Genomic DNA, 24,171 nt, shown 5'->3' with positions numbered 1-24,171 from the left:
TCAACGCATTGATCGCGCTTTTGTCCTTTTTTCAAAGCTTATTGACGTTTATAGACGACAAATCTTGTAGGAAATGTGTCTTTTGGCCCTTCCGGCACCATTTCAGTTGATAAAGCTCGCCAATTTTCGGGATCAAATGACGGGAAAAATGTATCGCCTTCAACGGGTGATAATATCTCCGTCACATACATACGATCGGCAAAAGGCAACGCTTCTTTGAAGACCGCTCCTCCACCGATGACAAATATCTCATCCGTTTTTGCTTTTATTGCTTCTTCTTGAGCTATTTGTCGAGCTTCGGAAAGAGAATGGGCAACAATGGCACCTTCGCTCGAAAAAGACTTGTCCCGGGTAATAACAATATTGGCTCGTTCCGGTAGCGGATTTTTTAGAGAATCCCACGTTTTACGCCCCATAATTACAGGATGCCCGAGTGTCAGTGATTTAAATCTCTTCAAATCGGTCGACAAACGCCACGGCATTCCGCCATCGCGACCAATAACACCGTTTTCAGCAACAGCAACAATGAGACTGATCGTTGTCATCAGACTGCCACCGGTGCTTTTATGTGCGGTGCTGCTACATAGTTTTCGAGTTCAAAATCCTCATATTCGAATTTGAAAAGATCTTTGACATCCGGATTGAGTTTCATCGTCGGCAAGGGCAATGGTTCACGCGTGAGTTGCAGCTTTGCCTGTTCAAAATGGTTGGTATAGAGATGGGCATCGCCAAATGTGTGGACAAAATCTCCGGCCTTCAAGCCGGTGACTTGTGCAATCATCATTGTCAACAAAGCATATGAGGCAATATTGAAAGGCACTCCCAGAAATATATCTGCCGAACGTTGATAAAGCTGGCAAGACAGTTTTCCATCGGCAACATAAAACTGGAACATGCAATGACATGGCGGCAATGCCATTTCATCCACCAATGCGGGATTCCACGCCGAAACAATAAGTCTACGCGAATAAGGAGTCTTGACAATCATGTCGACGACCTTGGCAATCTGGTCGATGTGGCGGCCATCAGGAGCTGGCCACGACCGCCATTGATAGCCATAAACAGGCCCGAGATCGCCATTTTTATCAGCCCATTCGTTCCAGATAGAAACGCCGTGTTCATTCAACCATTTGATATTGGTATCGCCACGCAAAAACCATAACAGCTCATAGATAATCGAGCGGACATGAAGCTTCTTCGTGGTCAAAAGCGGAAAGCCTTTGGAAAGATCAAACCGCATCTGGTAGCCAAATATTGACCGTGTCCCCGTTCCGGTACGATCGGAACGGTCAACGCCGTTTTTCAGAACATAAGAAAGAAGGTCGAGATAGTTTTTCATGACTTTTTCATTAGCAGATTCTTTTCAAAAAGGGGAATAGCCACCCCATGCTCACCCCCACCTCTTTCAACAATAAATCACATTGAAAAGTTAAATCACATGAAAAAAAATAAATCACATGGGAAGATTGTATTTTTCGGTTTTGAAACGTCTGAACTACTCTGCCGTTGTCACGCGGGAATTTTTTCGATAGATCTTTCCTGTAACTTCAGGCATTTTTAAGTAATGAATCATGTAAGTTTTATAACGTCTTCATTCGAAACGCATTTTCGAGGAGCATTATCGAGATATGTGAGGCTTTGAAGCGAAGTTCGTAAATTAAAAAGACTTTCGTAAACTTCTGGCTTTGGAAATTCATTATCGGTAAAACCACGTTCGACAGGAATCAGAAAGTGATGCTCGGCCACATTATTATTTCCTAATTCGGCAATTTTGCACAAATTGTCGAAATCTCAAGGTTCAAAAGCTTTTCGGCCTCCGATTGTTGGTAAGTGAGAACGAGGCGAACCTAACCTGTCTCATTGAATAAACAGGCCTAACACCCGATTTTTTCACTCTAGCTAAGATAAGTTTCAACCAGCCGCACCCAATAAGTGCTTGCACGCAATAACAATTCATCATTGAAATCATAATGGTCGCTGTGGAGGTTTGCGGTGTTGCCATTACCGATAAAGAAATAACAGCCTTGCTTCTTCTGAAGCATATAAGAAAAATCTTCACTGAAAGTGAACGGTTGCGACCGCTCTTCGATAGCGTCTTTGCCAAACGTTTTTTCGGCAACACTACGAGCAAAAGCGGTCAGTGTTCTATCGTTTTGGCAAGCAGGATTGAGATGAAAATAGTCGATTTCACATTTTGCTCCGAAGACATTTGCCTGATATTCGGCAATCTCTTTTACACGTTTTTCAAGAAAATTGCGCGTTGTCTCGTCATAGCTGCGGATCGTCAGTTTCAATTCTGCGGTTGCCGGAATGATGTTATATGCTTCGCCGGCGTGAAAACTTGCTACCGTTACAACGGCAGCTTTTAACGGCGGTATATTGCGCGAGACAATCGTTTGTAATGACGTGACAATTGCAGCACCGACAACAATCGGATCGACCGATGTTTCCGGCTGCGCACCATGGCCGCTTTTTCCCTTAACAACAATTTTTGCGCGGTCCGAAGCGGCGGTTGCGGCACCCGGAATAAAGCAGAATTTCCCTACTGGAACACCCGGAACATTATGATAGCCGAAGATAGCCTCGCAGGGGAATTTTTCAAAAATTCCCTCTTCAATCATACGCCGTGCACCTCCCAAACCTTCTTCGGCCGGTTGGAAAATAAGATTGAGCGTACCGGAAAATTGCTTTGTGCGAGCCAGATAGCGAGCCGCCGCCAACAAGCTTGATGTGTGCCCGTCATGGCCGCAGGCATGCATTTTTCCGGAGTTTTTACTGGCATAGGACAAGCCGGTTTGTTCGGTAACCGGCAAGGCATCCATATCAGCGCGTAGCCCCAATGTTTTTTCACCATTTCCGGCTTTTAAAGTTGCAACTATGCCGGTTCCGGCAAGCTCGGAGACTTTATATCCCCACCCTTCAAGCAATTTGGCAACAATAGCAGAGGTTGCTTTTTCTTCAAAACCAGTCTCGGGATTGGAGTGGATTTGATGGCGCAACGCGGTCATTTCTGGCAGATAGAGCCTGATGGCAGCAGCGACTTCACAACTATCTTCTATCATTTTCAATTACAGCCGGCGTGCCTTTCTCGCGAGGCACTCCAGATTTTCCCCTATTTCAATTTCGTTATTTTACCAGAATATAAAAGTGCCACAACGCTTATAAAAGCCGCAAACATAATATAATAGGCAATTGCACGATTGTCTCCGGTCATTCCGATAAGCGCGGTGGATATTGCGGCAGAAAAACCACCGAATATCGTAACGGCTATATTATAGGAAAGTGCAATTCCTGAAGAGCGGAAAGCTGTCGGAAAGAGTTCGGATAAGGCTGCCGATGCAGGCGCCGTATAAAGCACCATAAGAACCGCATAAAAGAATTGTTGGCCGATAAGGACCCACACATTCGGATGGGCTGACAATATCCAGAATGACGGATAGGCGAAAACAAAAATGGCGATAGCCGCTCCAATCATAATCGGACGCCGTCCGATCTTATCCGACCATGCTCCAACCAGCGGGCAAAACAGTAAAACAACGCCCATTACGATCATGCCGAGATAAGGAGACGTCAAAGCCATATGCAAATTGTTAATTGCATAGGTTGCCATAAAGGAACTAGCGGTCTTGCTCGTCACTGTCCAGATCATAACAATGCCGATACCTATGAATAGCGGCGTCCAGCTATTTTTGAGCAAAATGGCAAAAGGTACATGTTCTTTGACGCCTTTGTTCCTCTCGGCCAAGAATTCCGGTGATTCGTCAATTTGTCGACGAACGTAAAATCCCACAGGAGCAACCAGCATGCCGAAGGCAAAAGCCACACGCCAGCCCCAAAGCGCAACATCTTCAAGCGGCAGAAACGCGGTAATCATCCAACCTATGATGCCTGCCACAAGAAATGCGCCCGTCTGACTGACCTGTTGCCAAGCAGCATATTGGCCCCGTTTATTTGCAGGCGCCGTTTCAACGAGGATAGACAATGCCGAGCCGATTTCTCCTCCCGCCGAGATACCCTGTATAAGTCTGGCAATGACAATAATTATCGGTGCAAATATGCCGATCTGCGTATAAGTCGGACATATTGCGATAATCCCCATGCCGATAGCCATCAGAATCATCGTCAACGACAATGCCGACTTTCGACCTACGCGATCGGAATAACTTCCCAGAATAATGGCACCGAGAGGACGGGTCAAAAAGCCGATGGCAAAAGTGATAAAGGTAAGCAGCATCGACACCGTTTCATTGCCGGTCGGGAAAAACTGGTCGGAAATGAGATAGGCAAAAAGTGCATAGGCACCGAAATCATACCATTCGAGCATGCCCCCTATAACGGCAGCGATAATAACTTTCCTCGAAACCGCCGGACTTTCGTTTTCAGTCGAATCTTTCGTAAGCGTCTGGGCGCTCTGCATGAGTTCTCCTTAAGGTTATCTGCTTTTTCCAAAATATCATAAAGATAAACAACTATATGTTGGTTTTTTAAAATGAAAGCCATAACGAAAAACCGAGGACTTTCAAGTTTCCAGAAGTTAGTGGGTTAACTGTTTCAATATGAAGAATAGTCAATATTGGATAGAAAATAGATCGGTAACTTTCGGAGCATTGAGCAATATGGCAGCATTTCCGAAACTGCCCGAAACCTATTTATTGCTCAAATTGCGTTCAGTCCTTATTGTCCGATGTGCTTTAAGCCGATTGAATATAAAACCGGAACGAGAAACGGCAGCAAAACTCTTTATTAGGCGACAAAAAAATATCGAACTTACAAGGGCTTACGAACACCTGTTAAAAAATAGATTCGGCATTTTTCAAGCTCTCGGTCTTACCTTTTATTTGCGCCTGATGTCACCCATGTCCGGCAATGGTTTTATGTAGGCCGAGAACCATTTATTTCACTTATCACGCTATAATTGTCCTGAAGGAGGCAAACTTCATGCCCCCATTATTAAAAGGGCGCACATGATTTCAAGTTTTTACAGTGAAAACTGGTAAGGTCGACAAGCATTGCCATGCTTGATTGAACTCGTTCTAAAAACGGCAGGATTTTCATTTCCGTTCAAACTGACGGCTGCGCATCAATGGAGAGAGACAATGAAGCGTTTTTCAGGGATATATCGGTGGATTTATGTTTTTAAATTGCCCTTCGCTAAAACTTAGCGCTAAGACTAATTGGAATAGAACCATTTTGTTTAAAACAGGAGTACAACATGAAAATCCTAGCAGCTGGACTCGTTTTGGGAAGCCTTATGATGAGCTTTTCCGCACATGCTGAAAACTTGCGTATCGCAACCGAAGGAGCCTACCCGCCATTCAGTTACGTTGACTCCAACAATAACCTTCATGGTTTCGATGTCGATATTGCCTATGCACTCTGCGACAAAATGAAAGTTGAATGCACGGTTACAGCCCAGGATTGGGAAGGAATCATTCCCGGACTTCTGGCAAAAAAATATGATGCTATTATTGCTTCAATGGTTCCGACCGAAGAACGTAAGCAAAAAGTCGATTTCACAAATCGCTATTATACAACAACACTTGCTGTTGCTGTCCCGAAGGATTCGGACATCAAGGATCTCAGCCCACAATCTCTCAACGGAAAAAATCTCGGGGCTCAGGCCGGTACAACACAGGCAATCTATGCTGAAGATAACTATGCCCCCGAGGGAACCAATCTGAAGCTTTATCCAACGCCCGAAGAAGCCAATAGCGATTTGATCAATCACCGTCTTGACGCGATTATTCATGATAAATTCCCGCTTTTGACCTGGCTTGAAAAAGATGGCAAGGAGTGCTGCAAACTTCTTGGCGAAGTTGAAGGTACAAGAGAGCCGATTTCCATTGCTATTCGCAAAAACTCGGATGATTTGAAGAACCGTCTGAATAAGGCAATTGATGATATCCGCGCTGATGGTACCTATGACAAAATTGCCAAAAAATATTTTCAATCCGATATTTATTAATTAACCGGTTGAATCATTTTGCAATTTTTTCTATCGGCTATTGATAACGAATAACCGGAGCTTTCATTGATGATCGAGTATTTGTCATTGCTGTCATTTGGCAGTGGCGGTTGGGGTATGGTTATGCTCATCGGAGCGGGAGTGACTTTGTCACTCGCGCTTTGCTGTTTACCTTTGGGGCTCCCCCTTGGTCTCATCTGCTCGCTCATGATCCAGTCGGATGTGAAATTTTTCCGGATTATTGCAACAATATTTTCCGCAATATTCCGAGGATTGCCTGAATTATTGACATTGTTTCTTGTCTATTACGGATTGCAGACCCTCGTCCAATCATTGATGGCACATCTTAATATAGAAGCAGACTTTTCGGTGAATGCTTTCTTTGCCGGTGTTTTGGCTCTGGGGATGGTCTTTGCGGCTTTCTCATGCGAAGTCTGGCTCGGCGCTTTCAAAGTACTGGATAGCGGTCAATATGAAGCTGCCAAAGCTTTGAGTCTTTCGCCTGCCACAACGTTTTTTCGTGTGGTTTTGCCGCAGCTTGCACGCAATGCCCTGCCCGGTCTTTCAAACAACTGGTTGACATTACTCAAAGATACGTCTCTGGTTTCAACGATCGCGCTCGTTGATGTGATGCGTCAGACAAATCTCGCTGTCGCAGCAACAAAAAAACCGATGTTTTTCTATCTGACTGCCTGTGTCATCTATCTTATCTTTTCGGCCGTTTCTTCATTCATTATCCGCTATTTGGAAAAGCGTGCCAATGCCTGTTATGAAAAGGTATCCGCATGATGATACCCGACTTTCTGCATTTTATCATTAATCCGGATATTTTGAGCCGCTATGGCCCGAAATTTATTGATGGTTTTTTTGTCACTGTAAAGCTCGTGGCGCTTTCCTATACGGTCGGCTTTTTCTTGAGCATCATGATAACATTTGCTTGGCGCTCGAAACATTCGTTTCTGCGTTTACCGGCGCGTATTTACATCTATTTCTTCCGTGGTTCGCCGCTCCTTGCACAATTATTTCTCTTTTATTACGGCATCGGCTCTTTCAGTGTTTTTTGGAAAAGCGTCGGATTGTGGTGGTTTTTCCAAAGCTCATGGTGGTGTTGTCTGTTCATTTTTGCGTTGAATACCGCTGCTTATCAGGCCGAAATTTTCCGCGGCAGCATGCAATCGGTACCTAACGGACAATATGAAGCGGCCAAAGCATTGGGGCTCTCCCGGAAAACCACATTCATCCGTGTTATATTACCGCAATCCATGATCATGGCATTGCGTCCTTTAGGAAACGAGTTCATCCTTATGATCAAAGCAAGTGCTGTTGCATCTCTCGTAACAGTTTATGATCTGATGGGCGTTGCCAAACTTGCCTATTCACGTACATTCGATTTTCAGGTCTATATCTGGGCGGCTGTACTTTATCTGATTATCGTTGAAATTGTTCGGCGCTTGATCGGCATGACAGAACGTAGACTGACACGTCATCTGCGTTAATGTCAGCCGAATAAAAGAGGATTGCGGGATTACGTTCAAATGAAAAAATTTGATGTTATCGTGCTCGGAGCCGGAATCGTCGGCGTATGCACATGTTTACATCTTCAATTGAGAGGCTATCATGTCTGCCTTGTCGATAAAAAAGACCCTGGACAAGGGACAAGTTACGGCAATGCGGGACTGATCGAGAGATCAAGCGTCATTCCTTACCATTTTCCCCGTGAATTTTCGCGTCTCATTGCCTATGCCTTCAATCATCAAACCGATGTGCGGTTTGACTGGACTTACCTGCCACAAATAGCACCATGGCTCTTCAAGTTCTGGCACCAATCATCACCGAAAAACTTAAAAAAATCGACATTGGCTTTGTTGCCGCTTATCGAAAACAGCGTCAAAGAACATGATTTTTTAGCCGAATTAGCCGGTGCTACTTCGTTTATTGAGTCGAAGGGCTGGCTCGAGATATTCCGCACCGATAAAGATTTTGACAAAGCGAAAAACCATCTTCTTACGCTTGATCGTTTTCACCTCAATTATGATGTTCTTGACCGGAACGCTTTAATTCAGCGTGTTCCATCTATCAGTCCGCAGCTTGTCGGCGGTATTCATTGGCTTGACCCGAAAACTGTCAATGATCCCGGCGGGTTGACCGCCGCTTATGCGCGTTATTTCATCAAACAAGGTGGGAGTTTCGTGAAACTCGATGCTTTGAAAACCGAATATAATAACAGGCTCTGGCAAATAAATGATAACGGCATATCAATCGGGGCACCCAACATTGTGGTTGCTCTTGGCCCCCAGTCCGTCCAATTTATGAACAAATTCGGCTATCATCACATTCCGTTTGCCGTAAAACGTGGCTATCATATTCACTTCCGCCAAGTTGACGAGAAGACTGTTCTTCGACATTCTATATGCGATCCCGTCGCCGGTTTTGTATTGGCGCCAATGCGTCAAGGAATCCGGCTCACAACAGGAATCGAATTTGCAAGTCCGAAAGCCCCGCCTTATTGGACACAATTAAAGCGGGCTGAAAAAATTGCAAAAAACATTTTTCCGCTCGGTGAATATGTCGAGACCGAACCTTGGCTCGGTGAACGCCCTTGTCTTTCGGACATGCGTCCGATTATCGGGAAAGCGCCTGCACATAAAGGTCTTTGGCTCAATTTTGGTCATGCGCATCATGGATTGACGCTTGGAGCGGTTAGTGGAAAATTACTTGCCGAGATAATGGCGGGTGAACAACCATTGACATCTCCTGATGCTTTCAGTCTAACACGGTTTTGAGAACCAGAAACGGAGAACAACAGCAATGGCGGCAGTTCAGCACAATAACAACGATAAAGCCAAATCTGATGAACATGTCATTGTCATTCAAGAATTAAACAAGTGGTACGGTGAATTTCAGGCCCTTCATAATATCTCCCTTGACGTTAAAGCGGGAGAACGCATTGTTTTATGTGGGCCATCCGGTTCCGGTAAATCAACTCTTATCCGCTGCATAAACCAGCTCGAAGTGCCCGAACAAGGCAGCATCCGCATTTATGGCGTCGATATCATGACTGCAGCGCCACAAGAGCAGAAAAAGGTGCTCCGCGAAGTTGGCATGGTATTCCAGCATTTTAATCTCTTTCCCCATATGACTGTCATGCAAAATTGCATTCTTGCTCCCATGACCGTTCAAGGACTGACAAAGGAAAAGGCAAAAGAGCGCGCAATCAAATATTTGAGTAAGGTCGGTATCGAGGCACATAGCGAAAAATACCCGTCCCAGTTATCCGGCGGGCAGCAGCAGCGCGTTGCTATTGCTCGTGCTCTTTGCATGGAACCCAAGGTTATGTTGTTTGATGAACCAACGTCGGCTCTTGATCCGGAAATGGTCGGAGAAGTTCTGGATGTTATTGTCAAGCTTGCCGAAACCGGCATGACCATGCTTTGCGTCACACATGAGATGGGATTTGCGCGCGAAGTTTCAGAACGTGTTCTTTTTCTTGAGAATGGAAAGATTCTTGAGGACACAACGCCCGATAAATTCTTCTCAAATCCTGATAACCAAAGGGCTAAAGATTTTCTTGCAAAAATAAAACACTAATAATCGAGTGTTAAACCGGTTCATGAATGGCGTTTTAAAACGAAATTACGCCCTATGATGACCGAATGATAGGTTTCATCTGCCTGTTTCGACAAATTTTAACGGGCAGCACAAAGCATTTTAACCTCTCAAGCGATTTCGGATTAAGTGCGTAGATCTTTATAAATTTGCGGCAGAAATATAAGCGATAGACGCATTTATGTTAAAAATAACCTGAATTAGGTCGGGTGCTGTTTTCCATTTCACCCAGCATTGATAAACTTCAAGCATTTCACTGAAGCTTCAGATATTTCAACAAGGCTTGCGATGCAATTTCACCCGACGGTGCAGATGTCTTCATGGTCGTTTTGATCAAAGAAAATCCGTCAAGTTGGGCTTGACGAACCGGCCCGGCAACAACCAATTGTTCGACCTGACGGGCAAGCATACCGGGACGCAAAAATTCATTGAAATATTCCGGAACAACCGGCCGATCGGCGATGATATTAGGCAATGCGGCGCTCCACACTTTTACCCGCGGTAAAATGAAGGTTTTTGAAAAAAGATCCGCTTTATAGCCAAGAACCATTGGAATATTAGCAAGGGCTAGTTCCAGAGAAACGGTACCGGAAGCAGCAAGTGCCGCATCAGCTTTTGCAAAAGCTGCCCATTTTGCCTCTTCACCAACCACAATTTCCACTTTTACCGGCCATTCACTCATAAGTTTGCGCACACTATCGGCAAGCCTTGGCAGAGTAGGCAAAACAAAATTGATAGCCGGCTGCCGTTTTTTTAAAATTTCCAAGGTTGCCCCAAAAATCGGCATCAAACCACGAATTTCAAAATGTCTCGAGCCCGGTAATACGACCACTGTCGGCTCCGACTTTTTCTCTTCCAAATGGCGCAACCGCATTCTTTCCATTGCCAGCAATGGCGGATAGGTCAACAATCTATGACCGACATAAGTTGCCGGGGGCCCTTGCAAATCATGCATAACCTTTTTTTCGAAAGGGAGCACAACAAGAACATGGTCGATATAGGAACACATTGCCTTGGCTCGTTCGGGGCGCCACGCCCAAACCGAAGGAGCAATATATTTTATGATAGGGATTTGAGGCGCGAATTTCCGGACTTTTTTCGCAACACGGTGGGTAAAGTCCGGACTATCGATAATGATCAGACAATCCGGCTTTTCATCGGCGATATAACGCGCCAGACGGTGTATATGCAGGATGAGCTTCGGCAGTTTTTTCAAAACTGCTCCAAGCCCCATCAGAGCGATGTCATCGACATTAAAAACACTTTTTAAACCCAATGCTTCAAGATGCGCTCCGCCAACTCCTATAAGTTTGATATTGCGTCCGGTTTTTCGTGCCAATGCCGATATCAGATCTGCTCCGAGCAAATCTCCGGATTCTTCGCCGGCAACGATAGCAATTTTAATAGGACCATCAGACATATTCGTTCTTTCCGAAGGTCTCGATAAAAAGCGAACATTTATCTGCTTGTTCAACCGTCTCTTTTAATGAAACGATGAAAGTCCGTTCTGCTTCAACGGCAACACCATCCAAATGACATTGTTTGGCATGGATAATTGTTTCAGGCCCAATGGTGGGCAAGTCGGCTCTTTCATCCTGCTGTTCTTTAGCTCGCTTGACCAGCACACCCCCTGTTAGAGGAATGCGTTTTTCATTACGCATTTCGGTAATACGGCGTAACATGTTATCGGTTCCTTCCGCACCTTCAACAGCCACGACGCGCCCTTTTACAGCAACTGCTCCCTGACCGATATCAAGTTTTCCCAAAATTGCAGCTGCCTCCGCTGCAAGCATAATATCCCGCCAATTTTTTTCGTCAGCGCGTTTCTTCGTCAGATTGAATCCTTTGGGTGCCAATAATTGTGGAACGACTTCGTGGGCACCCACAACATGAAAACCGTATTTTTCGACAACGCTAATAAAGGCTTTCAAAAGTGCGTCGTCTCCCTGCCCCAAAGCACGAAACAATTTTGGCAGTGCCGACAGTGTCGTCCAATCGGGGCGCAGATCTTTGAGATTAGGCCGACTTTTGACACCACCTGCCAATATAACATTGGTGATATTCGCTTTTTTCAAAGCTTTTATCAGCCTAGCTAGCTGTACGACCGATATTTCACAGTGCTCATAGGCGTAAAGTCTCGGATCGGCCTCGCCTTTCAGTGGAACAAGAAACGGCTTTTCTCCCATTTCTTCTATTGCGTTGGCAACAGCCAAAGGCAAAACACCATTTCCCGCGATGATAGCGGTGCGACCGGAAAGGCTACGTTTTGTGTCGCCCTTCCCCATACTCAATATCCGATTTCGTCGCTGCTATTTGTATTATCGAGTTTTGGCGTACAAAACGCGCGTTTATGATCAGCTTCAACAAAATCGATAATGTCATTTACCGCTTTTGAAGCTGGATAGGCATTACGCACGTCAATGGCTCTTTCGGCAATGGGTTTGGTTCTGTCAAAGAGCATCGGCACAGCATGACGCACAGCGTGAATTTCACTATGTGGCAAACCTGATCTTTTCATGCCTATAATATTCAAGCCACCCAGCCATGCGTGGACGCCGATAGCAGACCCGTAGGGAATGAGATCACCAACCAGAGCGGCCAAACCACCAACAAAAGCGTGATGGCCGACACGAACGAATTGATGAACCGCACCGCCGCCACCAATAATCACATAATCACCGATCACGACATGGCCACCGATCATCACATTGTTGGAAAATGTTACATGATTTCCCAAAGCACAATCATGAGCCACATGGGCATAAGCCAAAAATTCGCAATCATCGCCGACCGTTGTTGTTCCACGGCTTGTATCCGACCCGCGATGCATGGTGACACCTTCACGGATAATGCAATTTTTTCCGATAACCAAAGTGGTACGTCCACCTTTATGTTTATTATTCTGAGGATCTCCCCCTAAAACTGCATTCGGATAGACAAGAGCGTTTGACCCCAATGTGGTTGGGCCCATTATGACAACATGGCTCAACAAACGGGAATCATCGCCAATAACAGCGTCCGCGCTTACGGTACAAAAAGGCCCGATTTTTACATTGGTACCAAGTTCTGCACCTTTTTCCACAATCGCAGTTGGATGAATTTCAACACCGGACATTCTAGAACCCTATTCTTCTTTATTCTCGGCAACCGCAATCATAGCAGCAACTTCCGCTTCTGCCACGCGATTTCCATCAACTTCCGCAAGGCAAGAAAAGCGTCTGATTCCACCATGTTGTTTCAATTTCTTGACATGGAGTCTCAACTGATCTCCCGGCACAACAGGTTTACGGAATTTTGCTTTATCGACGGTCATGAGATAAACAACGCCGGGTTTTTCGTCGCCCTGAACAAGCAACGAAATTGCGCCGGCAGTCTGAGCCATCGCTTCAATGATAAGCACACCCGGCATAATCGGGTTTTCCGGAAAATGCCCTGTGAAGTGCGGTTCGTTTACCGTAACATTTTTAATGCCGATTGCCGATTGATCACCGTCAATATCAATAATACGATCAATAAGAAGAAACGGGTAACGATGAGGCAATATCGACAACAGCTTACGAATGTCTACTGCCTCCAGACTGTTCTTCTCAACAGCAGCGTTCATCTTGTCATTTCTCCTTATTGAACTTTGTCATATTTCTTAGCGCCGCGACTTCACGGAACCATTGTTTGATCGGGCGAGCGGGGCTACCACCCCATTTTTCGCCGTCAGGTATGTCATTCATAACGCCACTTGCTGCAGCAATCTGCACACGTGAGCCAATTTTTACGTGATCGGCCAGACCGACACTTCCTCCCAATTGCGTCATATCACCGATTGTAGAACTACCTGCAATTCCACAATGCGCAGCAATCAAACAAAAACGTCCGATTTGCACATTATGAGCAATTTGAACCAAATTATCTATTTTTGTGCCTTCGCCGATGATCGTATCTTTCAATGCACCGCGATCAACTGTCGTATTGGCACCGATTTCTACATCATCCTGAATAATAACGCGCCCAAGCTGCGGAATTTTTTCAATGCCGCTCGGTCCACCGACATAACCGAACCCGTCCTGACCTATTCTCACTCCCGGATAAAGACGAACCCGATTACCTATAAAGCTATACTGAATTGAAACAGATGGCGCGATATAGCATTCACGCCCTACCCGACAATTTTCACCGATGACGGCCGTTGAGGAAACAAGTGTACCGCTCCCCACTTCTGCTCCGCGTCCGATAACAGCACCCGGTTCGACCGTCACTCCTTCTTCGATTTTTGCCTCCGGATGAACAAAAGCTTTTGGTGAAACGCCATATTCTCCAAACCACGGAGCCGGTGTTGAAGCTGTCGGAAACAGGATGCGTCCAATCATCGCAAAATCACGATGTGGCGATTGCGTTACAAGAGTAGCAATATTATCAGGAACTTTGGAAGCAACATCTTCGGAACAAAAAACAGCAAGAGCCTGACTCCCGAGTAACGCTTTTGCAAATTTTCTACTTTCGACAAAAACGAGAGAACCCGGCTCCGCATTATCCAGCGAAGAAAGATGCTTGATTACTGAACCACTTAATTCAGGATTGCGTAAAGCGGCACCTGTTAAAGCTGCCGCCTCGCCAACAGTCAACTGTCGGGACGGCGTAAAAAATAATGAATCCGCCATCAGAACACTTTCTCTCCCGACCCTTCAAGATCGGGAGAAAGGGAAAATTAGAACTTGGTTGAGACACCAAAGTTGAAGTTCTGTGTCCGGTCACCGCTCTCTTTAGCAACAGGCCAAGCATAGTCAAAGCGCAATGGCCCAAATGGCGAAGCCCACATCAAGCTGACACCTGCAGATGCACGCCATGCACTTTCATCACCGGTAACGGCTTGCTCAAAGTCATAGACCGGATCATACTTATTGCCATAAAGAGTTGCCGTATCTGCGAAGAACGCACCACGCATACCCAAGCTATCGGGAACAACCGGCATCGGGAATTGGATTTCCGCCGTGGCATTCATATAGGTCGTACCACCAAGGAAGTACTTATCTCCGTCTGTAGAGCGCTGACGAGGACCGATACCGTTATATTTGAAACCACGTATCATGTCCGAATTGCTCTTGAACATATCGAAGATACGGACACCATCGTCACCGATCTCGTGGATATAGCCACCGCCGACAGACAGCAAACCAACGAGATCGTATGTTTCCGAAATCGTCTTGTACATCATGGCCTTACCGGTCGTCTTCAAGAAGTTTGCGTCACCACCGACACCGGCATATTCCTGAATACCGCGAATGAAGAGACCATCATGCGGGTTTTTCATGTCATCTATAGTATTATAGGTCAAACCATAGCTGACCGACGAACGAATCCACGGACTATTCTTCGACGCTTGAACAATGGCACCGGAATAATCTTTCATCTCTTCATATTCTTTAATAGTACCGTGCTCTCTTGCACGATCCGCGTAGCGACCCTCGTGGTCAAGATCATATTCTTCCTGAACATAGTTATAAGCGATGCTACCGGTTAACTGTTCGGTAATCGGCACACCAAAACGAACCGAACCGCCTGTTTGTTTGACATCATAATCGTCATTCATACGATATGTACGACGGAAAACATCAAAACCGGCCGACAACCGATAACCAAGAAAATAAGGTTCGGTAAATGACAAATTATAGTTACGTGCGTCATCTTCACCGGCACCGGCACCAATACGAACATATTGGCCACGCCCCAAGAAGTTACGCTCTGTAATAGAAGCTTCAACCGAAGCACCCGGCGAATCGCCACCTGTTGTATAACCGCCACCGATAGAGAACTCACCCGTTGATTTTTCGGTCACATCAACAACAAGGATAACCTGATCCGGTTCTGAGCCCGGAGCTGTTGAAACATTGACAGTCTGGAAGAAACCGAGTCCTTCAAGGCGCCGTTTAGCACGCTGCACCATTGTCTGGTTATAAGCATCGCCTTCATTCAGGTCGAGCTCGCGACGGATAACATAGTCACGTGTTTTATCGTTACCGCGAATTTCAATTCGCTCGACATAGGCTCTTGGCCCCTGATCGATATTGTAAACGATAGACATCGTATGATTATTGAAATCACGGTCACCACGAGGTTCAACTTTAGCAAAGGCATAACCCGAATCAGCAACCTTGTTATTGATTGCCAATACCGAGTCTTCAATGCGCTTGGCTGAATAGACATCGCCTTCATGTGTCTTCAGCACTTTTTCCATTGATTTGGTGTCAACACCTTCAATTGTGCTATCGACCTGTACATCGCCTAATTTATAGCGGGCACCTTCATCAACAACGAATTTGATTTTATAGGAATTGCTGGCTTCATCGAATGTCGCATCAGCCGAAACAATCTGAAAATCTGCATAACCGTGATTGAAATAGAAACGGCGCAAAGCTTCCTGATCAGCCTGCAAGCGATCATCACTATAAACATCGCCTCTGGTCAGCCAAGAAAGGATATTGGAGCGTTTGGTTGCGATAACATCGCGCAGACGACGGTTACCAAAAGCCTTATTTCCTTCAAAGGTAATATCGTCAATCTTGGTCTTTTTGCCTTCAGTGATCTTGAAGACGACGTTCACACGTCCTTGTCCGAGATCGACAGTCTGAGCCGAAACCTCTGCATCATTACGACCTACATAACGATAGGCATCACGAATGGACTGTTCGTCGGATGCAAGTTTGGCAGGATCGAAAGCTTCGCGCGGCTTAAGCGAAATAACGCGCTGCAAATCAGGATCCTTGACCTTTTTATTACCTTGGAAAAGCACCTGATTGACGACTTCGTATTCCTTGACAGAAACCACGAGCGTACCACCAACCTGCTTCATCTTGACGTCGGAAAACAGCCCCATTGCAAAAAGCCGCTTCAAACCTTCATCAATATCATTATTGGAAAAATTCTTTCCAACCTTGATACCCGTGTTATCACGAATCGTCTGTGCGTCAACACGCTGGTTGCCACGAACCTCGATGGCGTGAACGACAGCCGCCTGTGCAACCCCCATCCCCAAAACCGAGACAGTTACAGTTGCCGGAACGGCCATTGCTACCGTAAGTGCCAGTGCAGATGCTGCGCTAAGAAATTTCGAATTCGCCGTCATTGGCTTCTTTACCCTTGTTTATTTGTTTCCAGACACACCGTGCCCAAAAATGCTTATATATCCCTAATAGCGGGTTTTTTTATACAAGCAAGGCCTTCCGTTAAAATCTGCCTACTTCTTTACTCACCGTGGCATGTATGCCACGGCATTTCACAAATATGGTAAACAGTTTACATCATTTTTAAATAACAAACATCGCCCAACTTGATAAACTGTTAACACAGCTTAATCAACCTAACCAGCATAAATAATCGTTGGATATTGCAAATAACATAAAAGCAACGACAATAATAAAGCCGACGGTAAAAATGATTTCCTGAATACGCTTGGGAACCGGCCGCCCGATAACACCTTCAATAACATAAAAAACCAGGTGCCCGCCATCAAGCGGTGGCAAAGGAAACAGATTTATCAACCCGATACCGATTGAAAGAAAGGCTGTAAGATTGAGAAGCGACATAAATCCGGTCTCGCTTACCTGCCAAGCTATCGTTGCCGTTTTCGAAGGGCCACTCAATTGACAGCGATCTTCCCGCCCTTCAATCAATCGCCCGAGAAAACGAACTGTCTGAACGACAATAAAAGCCGATTTGTCCGTTGCTTCACCAATTGCCGAAAACAATCCATAATTGACATGTTTTTCATAGGCCGGATCCAGTCTTCCCGGATTATTCGGATCAGCAGGTGCTCCAGCGCCAATCATGCCGACGCGAACTTTATTGCCAAATCCGTCATCCCGTTCCGTCGGTTTTGGCGTAATGGTAACGTTATAAGGCTGCCCTGATCTTTCCAGAGTAAAATCGATCGGATCACCTCCGTGGAGCGAAACATAACCGATGAGGTCGTCAAAACTTTCAACCTTTTGACCATCCATCTCAATAAAACGATCTCCGGGTTTTAACCCTGCCGTCATTGCGGGCGCACCGTCTACCAACGAACCGATGACCGGTTCAATGATTATTCTGCCATAAGAAAAGAAGAAAAACGACAAAACCACAACGGTAAAAAGCGCATTGGTAAATGGTCCGGCAAAAACGGTAGCAGCGCGAGCCCAGGCACCAGCCGAAGCAAAAGATCCGGGAAGCGCCGCCGCATCAGCTTTCGAAGCCATTCCGGCAGCATCTTCATCGCCGATAAATTTCACGTAGCCGCCAAGAGGTATCAATGCAATGCGCCAGCGTGTACCACGTTTATCGGTTCGCGAACAGATTTCCGGACCAAATCCCAGTGAAAAGGCACTTGCGCCGATGCCGCACCAGCGCCCCACAAGATAATGGCCCATTTCATGGACAAAAATAATGACCATGATGACACATATCACACCAAAAATACGCAATAATGGTGTGCCGACATCAGCAATAAAACTCATTATTTCCAAGAGAGGCTCCGTCAATCAGATCAGGTTAAACATATTCGAAGGAACTGTCATATCTGCAGCGATTGCACCAACGAGATAAAGCAGAATGGCCGCAAAAACCAGTCCATCAACGCGATCCATAAAGCCGCCATGTCCAGGCAGAAAGTGCCCTGAATCTTTCACACCAAAGTGGCGTTTTACCCACGATTCAGAAATATCTCCAATTTGCGACACTATCGAAAGAGCAAGAGACAGTACGGGGATAAACAAATTGGCAGGAGTAGTATCAAGCGCTACAAATGCTACGAGGCATCCACCTGCAGTACCGGCCAACGCACCGCCAATGGCCCCACTCCACGTTTTATTAGGAGAAAATTTGGGAGCAAGTTTCGGTCCACCGAGCGAACGTCCATTGAAATAGGCTGCTATATCCGTTCCCCAAACAATAGCGAAGAGAAAAACTATCGCACCGAATCCGAATGGTTCTTCTCCTCTTATATATGTCAAAGATAGTACGGGCAAAGTTGCATAGAGATAGCCTCCAGCGACCCAACCGGCTTTGCGTCCAGCCACAACTGCGAGGACAATAGCACATAAAAAAATTACAGCAAAAACGAGAGGCGCTGAAAAATCGGCAACAAGCAGAATGCCAAAAATAATATATGCCACGGAGGCAATAATTTTGTCTATTTGCCGCCAACAGCTTTTACTAATCCCTCTCCACTCGTATAAAACAAAGCCTCCAACGCACCAGGCAAATAAAGCAAATACAAAGCCGCCTTCCCATGTCAGAAAAAGTGCTATAGCTGCAAAGACAATAGCCGTCAGAATTCTCATGAGAAGATTAGACATCGGTTCTCCGATCCGAACAAATTTGCATCCCGAACTTTATTTTTCATCCAATTTCTTTTTAAGATAAAGATCAAAGTTATAACAACTTTTCTTTTTTATAATCTGGTACACGACCGAAACGACGTTCACGTAACCAATAATCTTCAACAGCTATATCAAGTTGTCTTTCATCGAAATCAGGCCAGTAACAGGGAGCAAAATAAAATTCGCTATAAGCCGACTGCCAAAGCAAGAAGTTCGACAAACGTTGCTCCCCGCTAGTGCGGATTATTAGGTCAGGATCCGGCATTTCAGCCGTATCAAGATATTTTGAAAAAACGGCTTCATCAATTTCATCAATATTGATATTTCCGTTTGCCAGAGATTTGGCGATTTTTTTTACAGACCGGACAATTTCGGCACGTCCACCATAGTTGAATGCGACAACAAGATTGAGTCCGTCATTTTTTTGCGTAATTGTCTCTGCTTCATCGAGTAGACTCTGAATATCCGCTGGCACCTCTTCACGATTGCCTATCACCCATACACGGACATTATGATCGCGAAGATCAAGCAGATCACGTTTTATAAATAACTTCAGAAGTCCCATCAGATGATTGACTTCAGATTCAGGGCGTGACCAGTTTTCAGAAGAAAAAGCAAAAACCGTCAACCATTCGAGCCCCATTTGACTGGCATGATGCACAATACGGTGAAGTGCTTCCATGCCAATCTTGTGACCTGCAATTCTGGGTAATCCACGAGCACGTGCCCATCGGCCGTTTCCATCCATAATGATGGCAATATGACGTGGATATAACATATTTTTCCGACCTGTTTGCTGCAATAAATAGTTTTAGACTTGCATAATTTCCGCTTGTTTAGCAGCCAATACCTTATCGATCTCGCCGATCGTCGTATCCGTCAATTTCTGAATTTTATCAGAAGCAATACGGCTTTCATCCTGACTGATCTCGCTATCCTTTTCAGCCTTTTTCAATCCTTCCATTCCGTCACGACGAACATGGCGGACTGCAACGCGCGCCTGCTCCGCATATTGGTGAGCAATTTTAACAAGCTCTTTGCGGCGTTCTTCGTTAAGTTCCGGCAATGGAATACGCAAAGTTGTACCGTCCGTTATCGGGTTCAGGCCCAATGAAGATTCTCTAATGGCCTTGTCAACTGCAGACACCATTGTTTTATCCCAGACTGAAACCGACAACATGCGCGGTTCCGGTACCGAAATATTGGCGACCTGATTAAGCGGCACAGTCGAGCCATAAGCTTCGACCGTTATCGGTTCAAGCAAGCTCGCGGAAGCACGACCGGTCCGCAAACCAGTGAGCTCGTGTTTGAATGATGAAATGGCGCCTTCCATACGGCGCTTGAGATCGTCGATATTTGTAGCGTCACTCATACTAACTCTCCTTCGGATTATTTTTAGACGAATATTACTCCGATACCACTGTATAGCGTCCCGTGCCATTCAACACATTGGCCAGTCCACCCTTTTCACTGATCGAATAGACAATAATAGGAATATGGTTTTCACGAGCCAGAGTAATTGCGGTGGTATCCATGACTGCAAGACCCTTTTTGATAACTTCTTCATGCGTTAAATGGTCGAAACGGGTTGCAGAAGGATCCTTTTTCGGGTCGGCCGAGTATATTCCATCAACCTGGGTAGCTTTTAAAAGCACATCCGCTCCGATTTCTGCCGCTCGAAGCGCGGCTGCCGAATCAGTGGTAAAAAACGGATTTCCGGTGCCACCTGCGAAGATGACAACCTTGCCTTGACTGATATAGCCGACAGCCTTGCGTTGCGAGAAACTTTCACAGATTTGTGGCATTGCGATGGCGGAAAGCACGACAACATCTACCCCGAGCTTTGTCAATGATGTGCGCAATGCAAGAGAGTTAATCGCTGTTGCCAGCATCCCCATATGGTCACCGGTTACGCGATCACCACCGCGTGAGGCCACCGCAACGCCGCGAAAAATATTTCCTCCACCAATAACAACACCGACTTCAACCCCCATTTCATGGGCATCAGCTATGTCTTTGGCAATACGATCGACAACTGAAACATCAATACCGAAACTTTGCCCACCCATTAATGCCTCGCCCGAGGCCTTCAATAAAATTCGTTTATAGAGCGGGGTATCTGTCATCAGTAGTCTCCAAATGCAAAATTCATTTGTGCCCTCGATACACGAAGGGCACCGCATTGTCACGCGATGCCCTCTCTACAACGTTTTTTCCGTGTCTCACAATGCAAAAAGCATTGTTTTTACGCAAATAAACCGGATTTTGTCCAAAAATCAGCCTTTTACTGCAGCAGCGACTTCGGCTGCAAAATCACTTTCGGCTTTTTCGATACCCTCACCGAGAGCAAAACGAACAAAACCTTTTATTTTTGCCGGTGCGCCGATTTCTTTTTCTGCATTTTTCAAAGCCTGGCTTACAGTTTCATCAGGATTGATAACAAAGGCCTGTGAAAGCAGAACAACTTCTTCATAAAATTTGCGCATACGACCTTCCACCATCTTTTCTACAATGTTGGCAGGTTTTCCAGACTGATGAGCCTGTTCGGAATAAATTGCTTTTTCACGTTCGACAGCTGCCGGATCGACTTCCTCGGCAGTCAATGCCAAAGGATTTGTTGCAGCAACATGCATGGCAACCTGCCGACCAAAATGTTCGGCTGCATCTTTATCGCCATTGGTTTCGATTGCAACAAGAACACCGATTTTACCAAGACCGTCACCAATACCGTTATGAATATAGGTGGCAATAACGCCATTATCGACAGATAGCTCAGCGGAACGACGGAATGTCATGTTTTCGCCGATTTTGCCAATGGCATCTTTGAGTGTCTCGGCAACAGTTTTATCTGACCCCGGATAGCTTGAAACCGAAATTTTTTCCAATGTTCCATCCGTATCCAGCGCGGCTTTTGCAATATTGCGAACAATATCCTGAAACGCATCGTTACGGGCAACAAAGTCTGTCTCGGAATTCACTTCGACAAGAACAGCCTTTTTACCGTTGGAGGCTACACCTACGAGACCTTCAGCCGCTGTACGACCAGCTTTTTTATCAGCCTTGGCAATGCCCTTTTTACGCAGCCAATCAACGGCTGCTTCCATATCGCCATTTGTTTCTGCAAGTGCTGTCTTGCAATCCATCATACCGGCGCCCGACAATTCGCGAAGTTCTTTCACCTGTGCTGCGGTAATGCTCATATTTGCCTCTTAATCTTAATAACGGCGAAAGCGTGCAAGGATTACCCCTCAGCACGCCCGCGACCATACATCATTGAGTTGGAGTGCCCTTTTCTCAAGGGCACAGTTTATTCATTATTCTGCGGCAGGAGTTGCTTCTTTATTTTCTTCCAGAGCAGGTTCGGCAGGAGCTTCCGCCTGTGCACCAAGATCAACGCCCATTGCGCCTTGTTGACGGGCGATACCATCAAGGGCAGCCTTTGCAACCAGATCACAATAAAGAGCAATCGCACGTGAAGCATCATCGTTTCCGGGAATCGGGTAATTGATATTATCCGGATCGCAATTGGTATCGATTATAGCAACGACCGGAATTCCAAGACGCTTGGCTTCATCGATTGCAATTTTTTCTTTGTTTGTATCAATGATAAACAGAAGGTCCGGAACCGAACCCATATCCTTGATACCGCCAAGTGCGCGATTGAGTTTATCGCGGTCATGTTCAATATTAAGACGTTCCTTCTTGGTGAAGCCCTGTGCTTCATTAGCAAGAATTCCGTCCAGCTTGCGCAAACGCTGAATAGAATTGGAAATTGTTTTCCAGTTGGTCAACATACCGCCGAGCCAACGCGCATTGACGTAATACTGGGCCGAGCGGTTAGCCGCTTCCGCAATGATGTCGGAAGCCTGACGCTTAGTGCCAACAAAAAGCACACGACCACCGCGGGCAACCGTATCCGATACCACCTTCAAGGCGTTATGGAGTAACGGTACAGTCTGTGCAAGATCGATAATATGAATGTTATTGCGCTGCCCATAAATATAGGGAGCCATTTTCGGGTTCCAGCGATGTGTCTGGTGACCAAAGTGAACACCGGCTTCCAAAAGCTGGCGCATAGTAAAATCTGGCAATGCCATTTTTTTATCCTTTCCGGTTGAACCTCCACGGAATGAGGCAGGTAACACCTGCCACCGGCGGAAAATTGCGGATTTCTCCCGCAATCACCCATTTCCCGTGTGTGGAATATTTGGTTAGTTAAGTGATATCGGACAAAGTTTCAAGTCTTTTAACCTCAACCAAGCGATATTCTTAAACAAAATACAAAAATCGTTATAACCGGTGTTAGTCTTTACAATTTTCTTTTGAAGTCGGTACATCAAATAATTTGAATGTTTGCAATTTACCCCGAACAGAAAAATTTCCATAATCCATTACAAGATCGCGTGTGACACCATTCTCATAAAGAAGAAAGCTTGTTCGATAGACTGGTAAACCGTCCTGATTCTCGTCATCATTAAAATAGGAAATTGTCACCGGCCAATATGGCTCTTTTCCGAGTTTCCCCATGATTTTGGTTTCATCGTCGGATTTTGCATCCACTTTATCGCCTAACACCACGGTCGCTTCGGTCAGACGATCGGCATCATCCGAGCCATCGAACAAGACTGTCCGGTAAAAATGCTGGCCTGCTTTTGCTTTACGGATGACTTCTTCAGTCTGGATTGTCGGAAAAGCGGCCGATTTTAACTTGACCTCATTTTCTTTGGGCTTCTTCGTATTGACAATCATATTTCCATTGGAAATTTTCGCAACGCCATCCGTTTCACTTGTAACTTCCCGATCGATTATAGTTTTGCTTACAAAACGGAATTCTTTACCATTTGCCGATTCAAAACTGGTCATTTGTTGATCGGTAAGACGCGTTGGTGAATCAGCCATATTGATGCGCGTGACGAAGCGAAATCTTGTGGTATAACCTTCACAAGCCGAACCATTGAATTCATAAGCCATACGGCCGACGAGACCCGAAATACCCGATTTATCCGCAGCATTTTCAAGCTGGAGGTCATAGATTGCCAGATGCGGCACCATGACAACTTTATCTTCGCCTCGTGCAACATTCAAGCACAGAACCGATAAAATAAAGGCAAATAGAAATTTTGGCATCCGCATATTCCTGTTTTTTCCTTAACCTTGGCGTTATCATATATAATGGTAAAAAAGCGAGTAATTTCTTTTTTTGAAGATCGCATTTCCATGTTCGAGAAAATGGGTTATTGAGCAAATATGAAA

23 protein-coding genes are annotated in these 24,171 nt (G+C 45.6%); 5 read left to right on the top strand and 18 right to left on the bottom strand.

All coding sequences use genetic code 11. From position 1 onward, the window contains the following. Nucleotides 1–38: 38 nt before the first annotated feature. The 4 genes from H3S83_RS06235 to H3S83_RS06220 all read right to left on the bottom strand — a co-directional run bounded on the left by H3S83_RS06235 (nt 39) and on the right by H3S83_RS06220 (nt 4,417). Entirely contained in the window at nt 39–548 is a 510-nt protein-coding gene (locus tag H3S83_RS06235) for a dihydrofolate reductase (RefSeq protein WP_198239674.1), read from the bottom strand. Next, the gene (locus H3S83_RS06230) at nt 545–1,339 is read right to left on the bottom strand and encodes a thymidylate synthase (protein ID WP_198234298.1); all 795 of its coding nucleotides are present in this window, start codon (nt 1,337–1,339) and stop codon (nt 545–547) included. Before H3S83_RS06230 ends, H3S83_RS06235 begins: the two co-directional genes overlap by 4 nt. A 556-nt stretch (nt 1,340–1,895) precedes the next feature. Next, nucleotides 1,896–3,062, bottom strand: coding sequence for a M20 aminoacylase family protein (locus H3S83_RS06225; protein WP_198239193.1), 1,167 nt, complete (start codon nt 3,060–3,062; stop codon nt 1,896–1,898). A gap of 50 nt (nt 3,063–3,112) precedes the next feature. Further along, the gene (locus tag H3S83_RS06220; RefSeq protein WP_198239192.1) at nt 3,113–4,417 is read right to left on the bottom strand and encodes an MFS transporter; all 1,305 of its coding nucleotides are present in this window, start codon (nt 4,415–4,417) and stop codon (nt 3,113–3,115) included. Between the two features lie 795 nt (nt 4,418–5,212). On the opposite strand from H3S83_RS06220, the gene H3S83_RS06215 reads away from it, so the two are divergent. The 5 genes from H3S83_RS06215 to H3S83_RS06195 all read left to right on the top strand — a co-directional run bounded on the left by H3S83_RS06215 (nt 5,213) and on the right by H3S83_RS06195 (nt 9,553). After that, a complete protein-coding gene (locus tag H3S83_RS06215) occupies nt 5,213–5,965 on the top strand; it encodes a transporter substrate-binding domain-containing protein (RefSeq protein ID WP_198232157.1) in 753 nt (250 codons plus the stop codon). Nucleotides 5,966–6,034: 69 nt separating this feature from the next. Continuing rightward, entirely contained in the window at nt 6,035–6,754 is a 720-nt protein-coding gene (locus H3S83_RS06210; RefSeq protein ID WP_198224798.1) for an ABC transporter permease, read from the top strand. After that, nucleotides 6,754–7,461, top strand: coding sequence for an ABC transporter permease (locus tag H3S83_RS06205; RefSeq protein ID WP_198239673.1), 708 nt, complete (start codon nt 6,754–6,756; stop codon nt 7,459–7,461). The genes H3S83_RS06210 and H3S83_RS06205 overlap by 1 nt, the downstream gene beginning before the upstream one ends. 39 nt (nt 7,462–7,500) lie before the next feature. Beyond that, a complete protein-coding gene (locus H3S83_RS06200; RefSeq protein WP_198239191.1) occupies nt 7,501–8,748 on the top strand; it encodes an FAD-binding oxidoreductase in 1,248 nt (415 codons plus the stop codon). A gap of 25 nt (nt 8,749–8,773) precedes the next feature. Beyond that, nucleotides 8,774–9,553 carry an amino acid ABC transporter ATP-binding protein gene (locus H3S83_RS06195; protein ID WP_198224802.1) on the top strand — a complete coding sequence of 260 codons (780 nt, stop codon included), beginning with the start codon at nt 8,774–8,776 and terminating at the stop codon, nt 9,551–9,553. Between the two features lie 271 nt (nt 9,554–9,824). On the opposite strand, the gene lpxB is transcribed toward H3S83_RS06195, so the two are convergent. The 14 genes from lpxB to H3S83_RS06125 all read right to left on the bottom strand — a co-directional run bounded on the left by lpxB (nt 9,825) and on the right by H3S83_RS06125 (nt 24,045). Beyond that, nucleotides 9,825–10,991: a lipid-A-disaccharide synthase gene (lpxB, locus tag H3S83_RS06190; protein ID WP_198239190.1), complete on the bottom strand. Its 1,167-nt coding sequence runs from the start codon at nt 10,989–10,991 to the stop codon at nt 9,825–9,827. After that, nucleotides 10,984–11,856 (bottom strand): LpxI family protein, encoded by an 873-nt coding sequence (locus tag H3S83_RS06185; protein ID WP_198239189.1) that lies wholly within the window; start codon nt 11,854–11,856, stop codon nt 10,984–10,986. The genes lpxB and H3S83_RS06185 overlap by 8 nt, the downstream gene beginning before the upstream one ends. A 2-nt stretch (nt 11,857–11,858) precedes the next feature. Further along, complete coding sequence (lpxA, locus tag H3S83_RS06180; RefSeq protein ID WP_198239188.1) at nt 11,859–12,686, bottom strand: acyl-ACP--UDP-N-acetylglucosamine O-acyltransferase; 828 nt, start codon at nt 12,684–12,686, stop codon at nt 11,859–11,861. Between the two features lie 9 nt (nt 12,687–12,695). Beyond that, nucleotides 12,696–13,175, bottom strand: a complete 480-nt coding sequence (gene fabZ, locus H3S83_RS06175; protein WP_077971190.1) for a 3-hydroxyacyl-ACP dehydratase FabZ — start codon at nt 13,173–13,175, stop codon at nt 12,696–12,698. Nucleotides 13,176–13,179: 4 nt separating this feature from the next. Then, nucleotides 13,180–14,223, bottom strand: coding sequence for a UDP-3-O-(3-hydroxymyristoyl)glucosamine N-acyltransferase (gene lpxD, locus H3S83_RS06170; RefSeq protein WP_198224810.1), 1,044 nt, complete (start codon nt 14,221–14,223; stop codon nt 13,180–13,182). A gap of 47 nt (nt 14,224–14,270) precedes the next feature. Next, a complete protein-coding gene (bamA, locus tag H3S83_RS06165; RefSeq protein WP_198238492.1) occupies nt 14,271–16,685 on the bottom strand; it encodes an outer membrane protein assembly factor BamA in 2,415 nt (804 codons plus the stop codon). 229 nt (nt 16,686–16,914) lie between these two features. Further along, nucleotides 16,915–18,063, bottom strand: coding sequence for an RIP metalloprotease RseP (gene rseP / locus H3S83_RS06160; protein WP_198224814.1), 1,149 nt, complete (start codon nt 18,061–18,063; stop codon nt 16,915–16,917). Nucleotides 18,064–18,078: 15 nt separating this feature from the next. Continuing rightward, nucleotides 18,079–18,894 carry a phosphatidate cytidylyltransferase gene (locus tag H3S83_RS06155; RefSeq protein ID WP_198239187.1) on the bottom strand — a complete coding sequence of 272 codons (816 nt, stop codon included), beginning with the start codon at nt 18,892–18,894 and terminating at the stop codon, nt 18,079–18,081. A 76-nt stretch (nt 18,895–18,970) separates the two neighbouring features. Beyond that, nucleotides 18,971–19,696: an isoprenyl transferase gene (locus H3S83_RS06150; protein WP_198232165.1), complete on the bottom strand. Its 726-nt coding sequence runs from the start codon at nt 19,694–19,696 to the stop codon at nt 18,971–18,973. Between the two features lie 33 nt (nt 19,697–19,729). Further along, nucleotides 19,730–20,290 carry a ribosome recycling factor gene (frr, locus tag H3S83_RS06145; RefSeq protein ID WP_198224820.1) on the bottom strand — a complete coding sequence of 187 codons (561 nt, stop codon included), beginning with the start codon at nt 20,288–20,290 and terminating at the stop codon, nt 19,730–19,732. 34 nt (nt 20,291–20,324) lie between these two features. Beyond that, on the bottom strand, nt 20,325–21,044 hold the full coding sequence (pyrH, locus tag H3S83_RS06140; protein ID WP_198232166.1) for a UMP kinase: 720 nt from the start codon (nt 21,042–21,044) through the stop codon (nt 20,325–20,327). 150 nt (nt 21,045–21,194) lie between these two features. Next, on the bottom strand, nt 21,195–22,118 hold the full coding sequence (tsf, locus tag H3S83_RS06135; protein ID WP_198224824.1) for a translation elongation factor Ts: 924 nt from the start codon (nt 22,116–22,118) through the stop codon (nt 21,195–21,197). Nucleotides 22,119–22,232: 114 nt separating this feature from the next. After that, entirely contained in the window at nt 22,233–23,015 is a 783-nt protein-coding gene (gene rpsB / locus H3S83_RS06130) for a 30S ribosomal protein S2 (RefSeq protein ID WP_198234312.1), read from the bottom strand. Between the two features lie 205 nt (nt 23,016–23,220). After that, the gene (locus H3S83_RS06125; RefSeq protein WP_077973508.1) at nt 23,221–24,045 is read right to left on the bottom strand and encodes a cell envelope integrity EipB family protein; all 825 of its coding nucleotides are present in this window, start codon (nt 24,043–24,045) and stop codon (nt 23,221–23,223) included. Nucleotides 24,046–24,171: the final 126 nt, after the last annotated feature.

It is taken from the genome of Bartonella sp. W8122 (genome assembly GCF_016102485.1).
Lineage (GTDB): Bacteria > Pseudomonadota > Alphaproteobacteria > Rhizobiales > Rhizobiaceae > Bartonella > Bartonella apihabitans.
This window is presented reverse-complemented; position numbering and strand designations above follow the sequence as displayed.

Coding starts and splice junctions, on each gene's coding strand:
- H3S83_RS06230 (WP_198234298.1), bottom strand. CDS start 1,339: ATGAAAAACTATCTCGACCTTCTTTCTTATGTTCTGAAAAACGGCGTT.
- H3S83_RS06225 (WP_198239193.1), bottom strand. CDS start 3,062: ATGATAGAAGATAGTTGTGAAGTCGCTGCTGCCATCAGGCTCTATCTG.
- H3S83_RS06220 (WP_198239192.1), bottom strand. CDS start 4,417: ATGCAGAGCGCCCAGACGCTTACGAAAGATTCGACTGAAAACGAAAGT.
- H3S83_RS06215 (WP_198232157.1), top strand. CDS start 5,213: ATGAAAATCCTAGCAGCTGGACTCGTTTTGGGAAGCCTTATGATGAGC.
- H3S83_RS06210 (WP_198224798.1), top strand. CDS start 6,035: ATGATCGAGTATTTGTCATTGCTGTCATTTGGCAGTGGCGGTTGGGGT.
- H3S83_RS06205 (WP_198239673.1), top strand. CDS start 6,754: ATGATACCCGACTTTCTGCATTTTATCATTAATCCGGATATTTTGAGC.
- H3S83_RS06200 (WP_198239191.1), top strand. CDS start 7,501: ATGAAAAAATTTGATGTTATCGTGCTCGGAGCCGGAATCGTCGGCGTA.
- H3S83_RS06195 (WP_198224802.1), top strand. CDS start 8,774: ATGGCGGCAGTTCAGCACAATAACAACGATAAAGCCAAATCTGATGAA.
- lpxB (WP_198239190.1), bottom strand. CDS start 10,991: ATGTCTGATGGTCCTATTAAAATTGCTATCGTTGCCGGCGAAGAATCC.
- H3S83_RS06185 (WP_198239189.1), bottom strand. CDS start 11,856: ATGGGGAAGGGCGACACAAAACGTAGCCTTTCCGGTCGCACCGCTATC.
- lpxA (WP_198239188.1), bottom strand. CDS start 12,686: ATGTCCGGTGTTGAAATTCATCCAACTGCGATTGTGGAAAAAGGTGCA.
- fabZ (WP_077971190.1), bottom strand. CDS start 13,175: ATGAACGCTGCTGTTGAGAAGAACAGTCTGGAGGCAGTAGACATTCGT.
- lpxD (WP_198224810.1), bottom strand. CDS start 14,223: ATGGCGGATTCATTATTTTTTACGCCGTCCCGACAGTTGACTGTTGGC.
- bamA (WP_198238492.1), bottom strand. CDS start 16,685: ATGACGGCGAATTCGAAATTTCTTAGCGCAGCATCTGCACTGGCACTT.
- H3S83_RS06155 (WP_198239187.1), bottom strand. CDS start 18,894: ATGTCTAATCTTCTCATGAGAATTCTGACGGCTATTGTCTTTGCAGCT.
- H3S83_RS06150 (WP_198232165.1), bottom strand. CDS start 19,696: ATGTTATATCCACGTCATATTGCCATCATTATGGATGGAAACGGCCGA.
- frr (WP_198224820.1), bottom strand. CDS start 20,290: ATGAGTGACGCTACAAATATCGACGATCTCAAGCGCCGTATGGAAGGC.
- pyrH (WP_198232166.1), bottom strand. CDS start 21,044: ATGACAGATACCCCGCTCTATAAACGAATTTTATTGAAGGCCTCGGGC.
- tsf (WP_198224824.1), bottom strand. CDS start 22,118: ATGAGCATTACCGCAGCACAGGTGAAAGAACTTCGCGAATTGTCGGGC.
- rpsB (WP_198234312.1), bottom strand. CDS start 23,015: ATGGCATTGCCAGATTTTACTATGCGCCAGCTTTTGGAAGCCGGTGTT.
- H3S83_RS06125 (WP_077973508.1), bottom strand. CDS start 24,045: ATGCCAAAATTTCTATTTGCCTTTATTTTATCGGTTCTGTGCTTGAAT.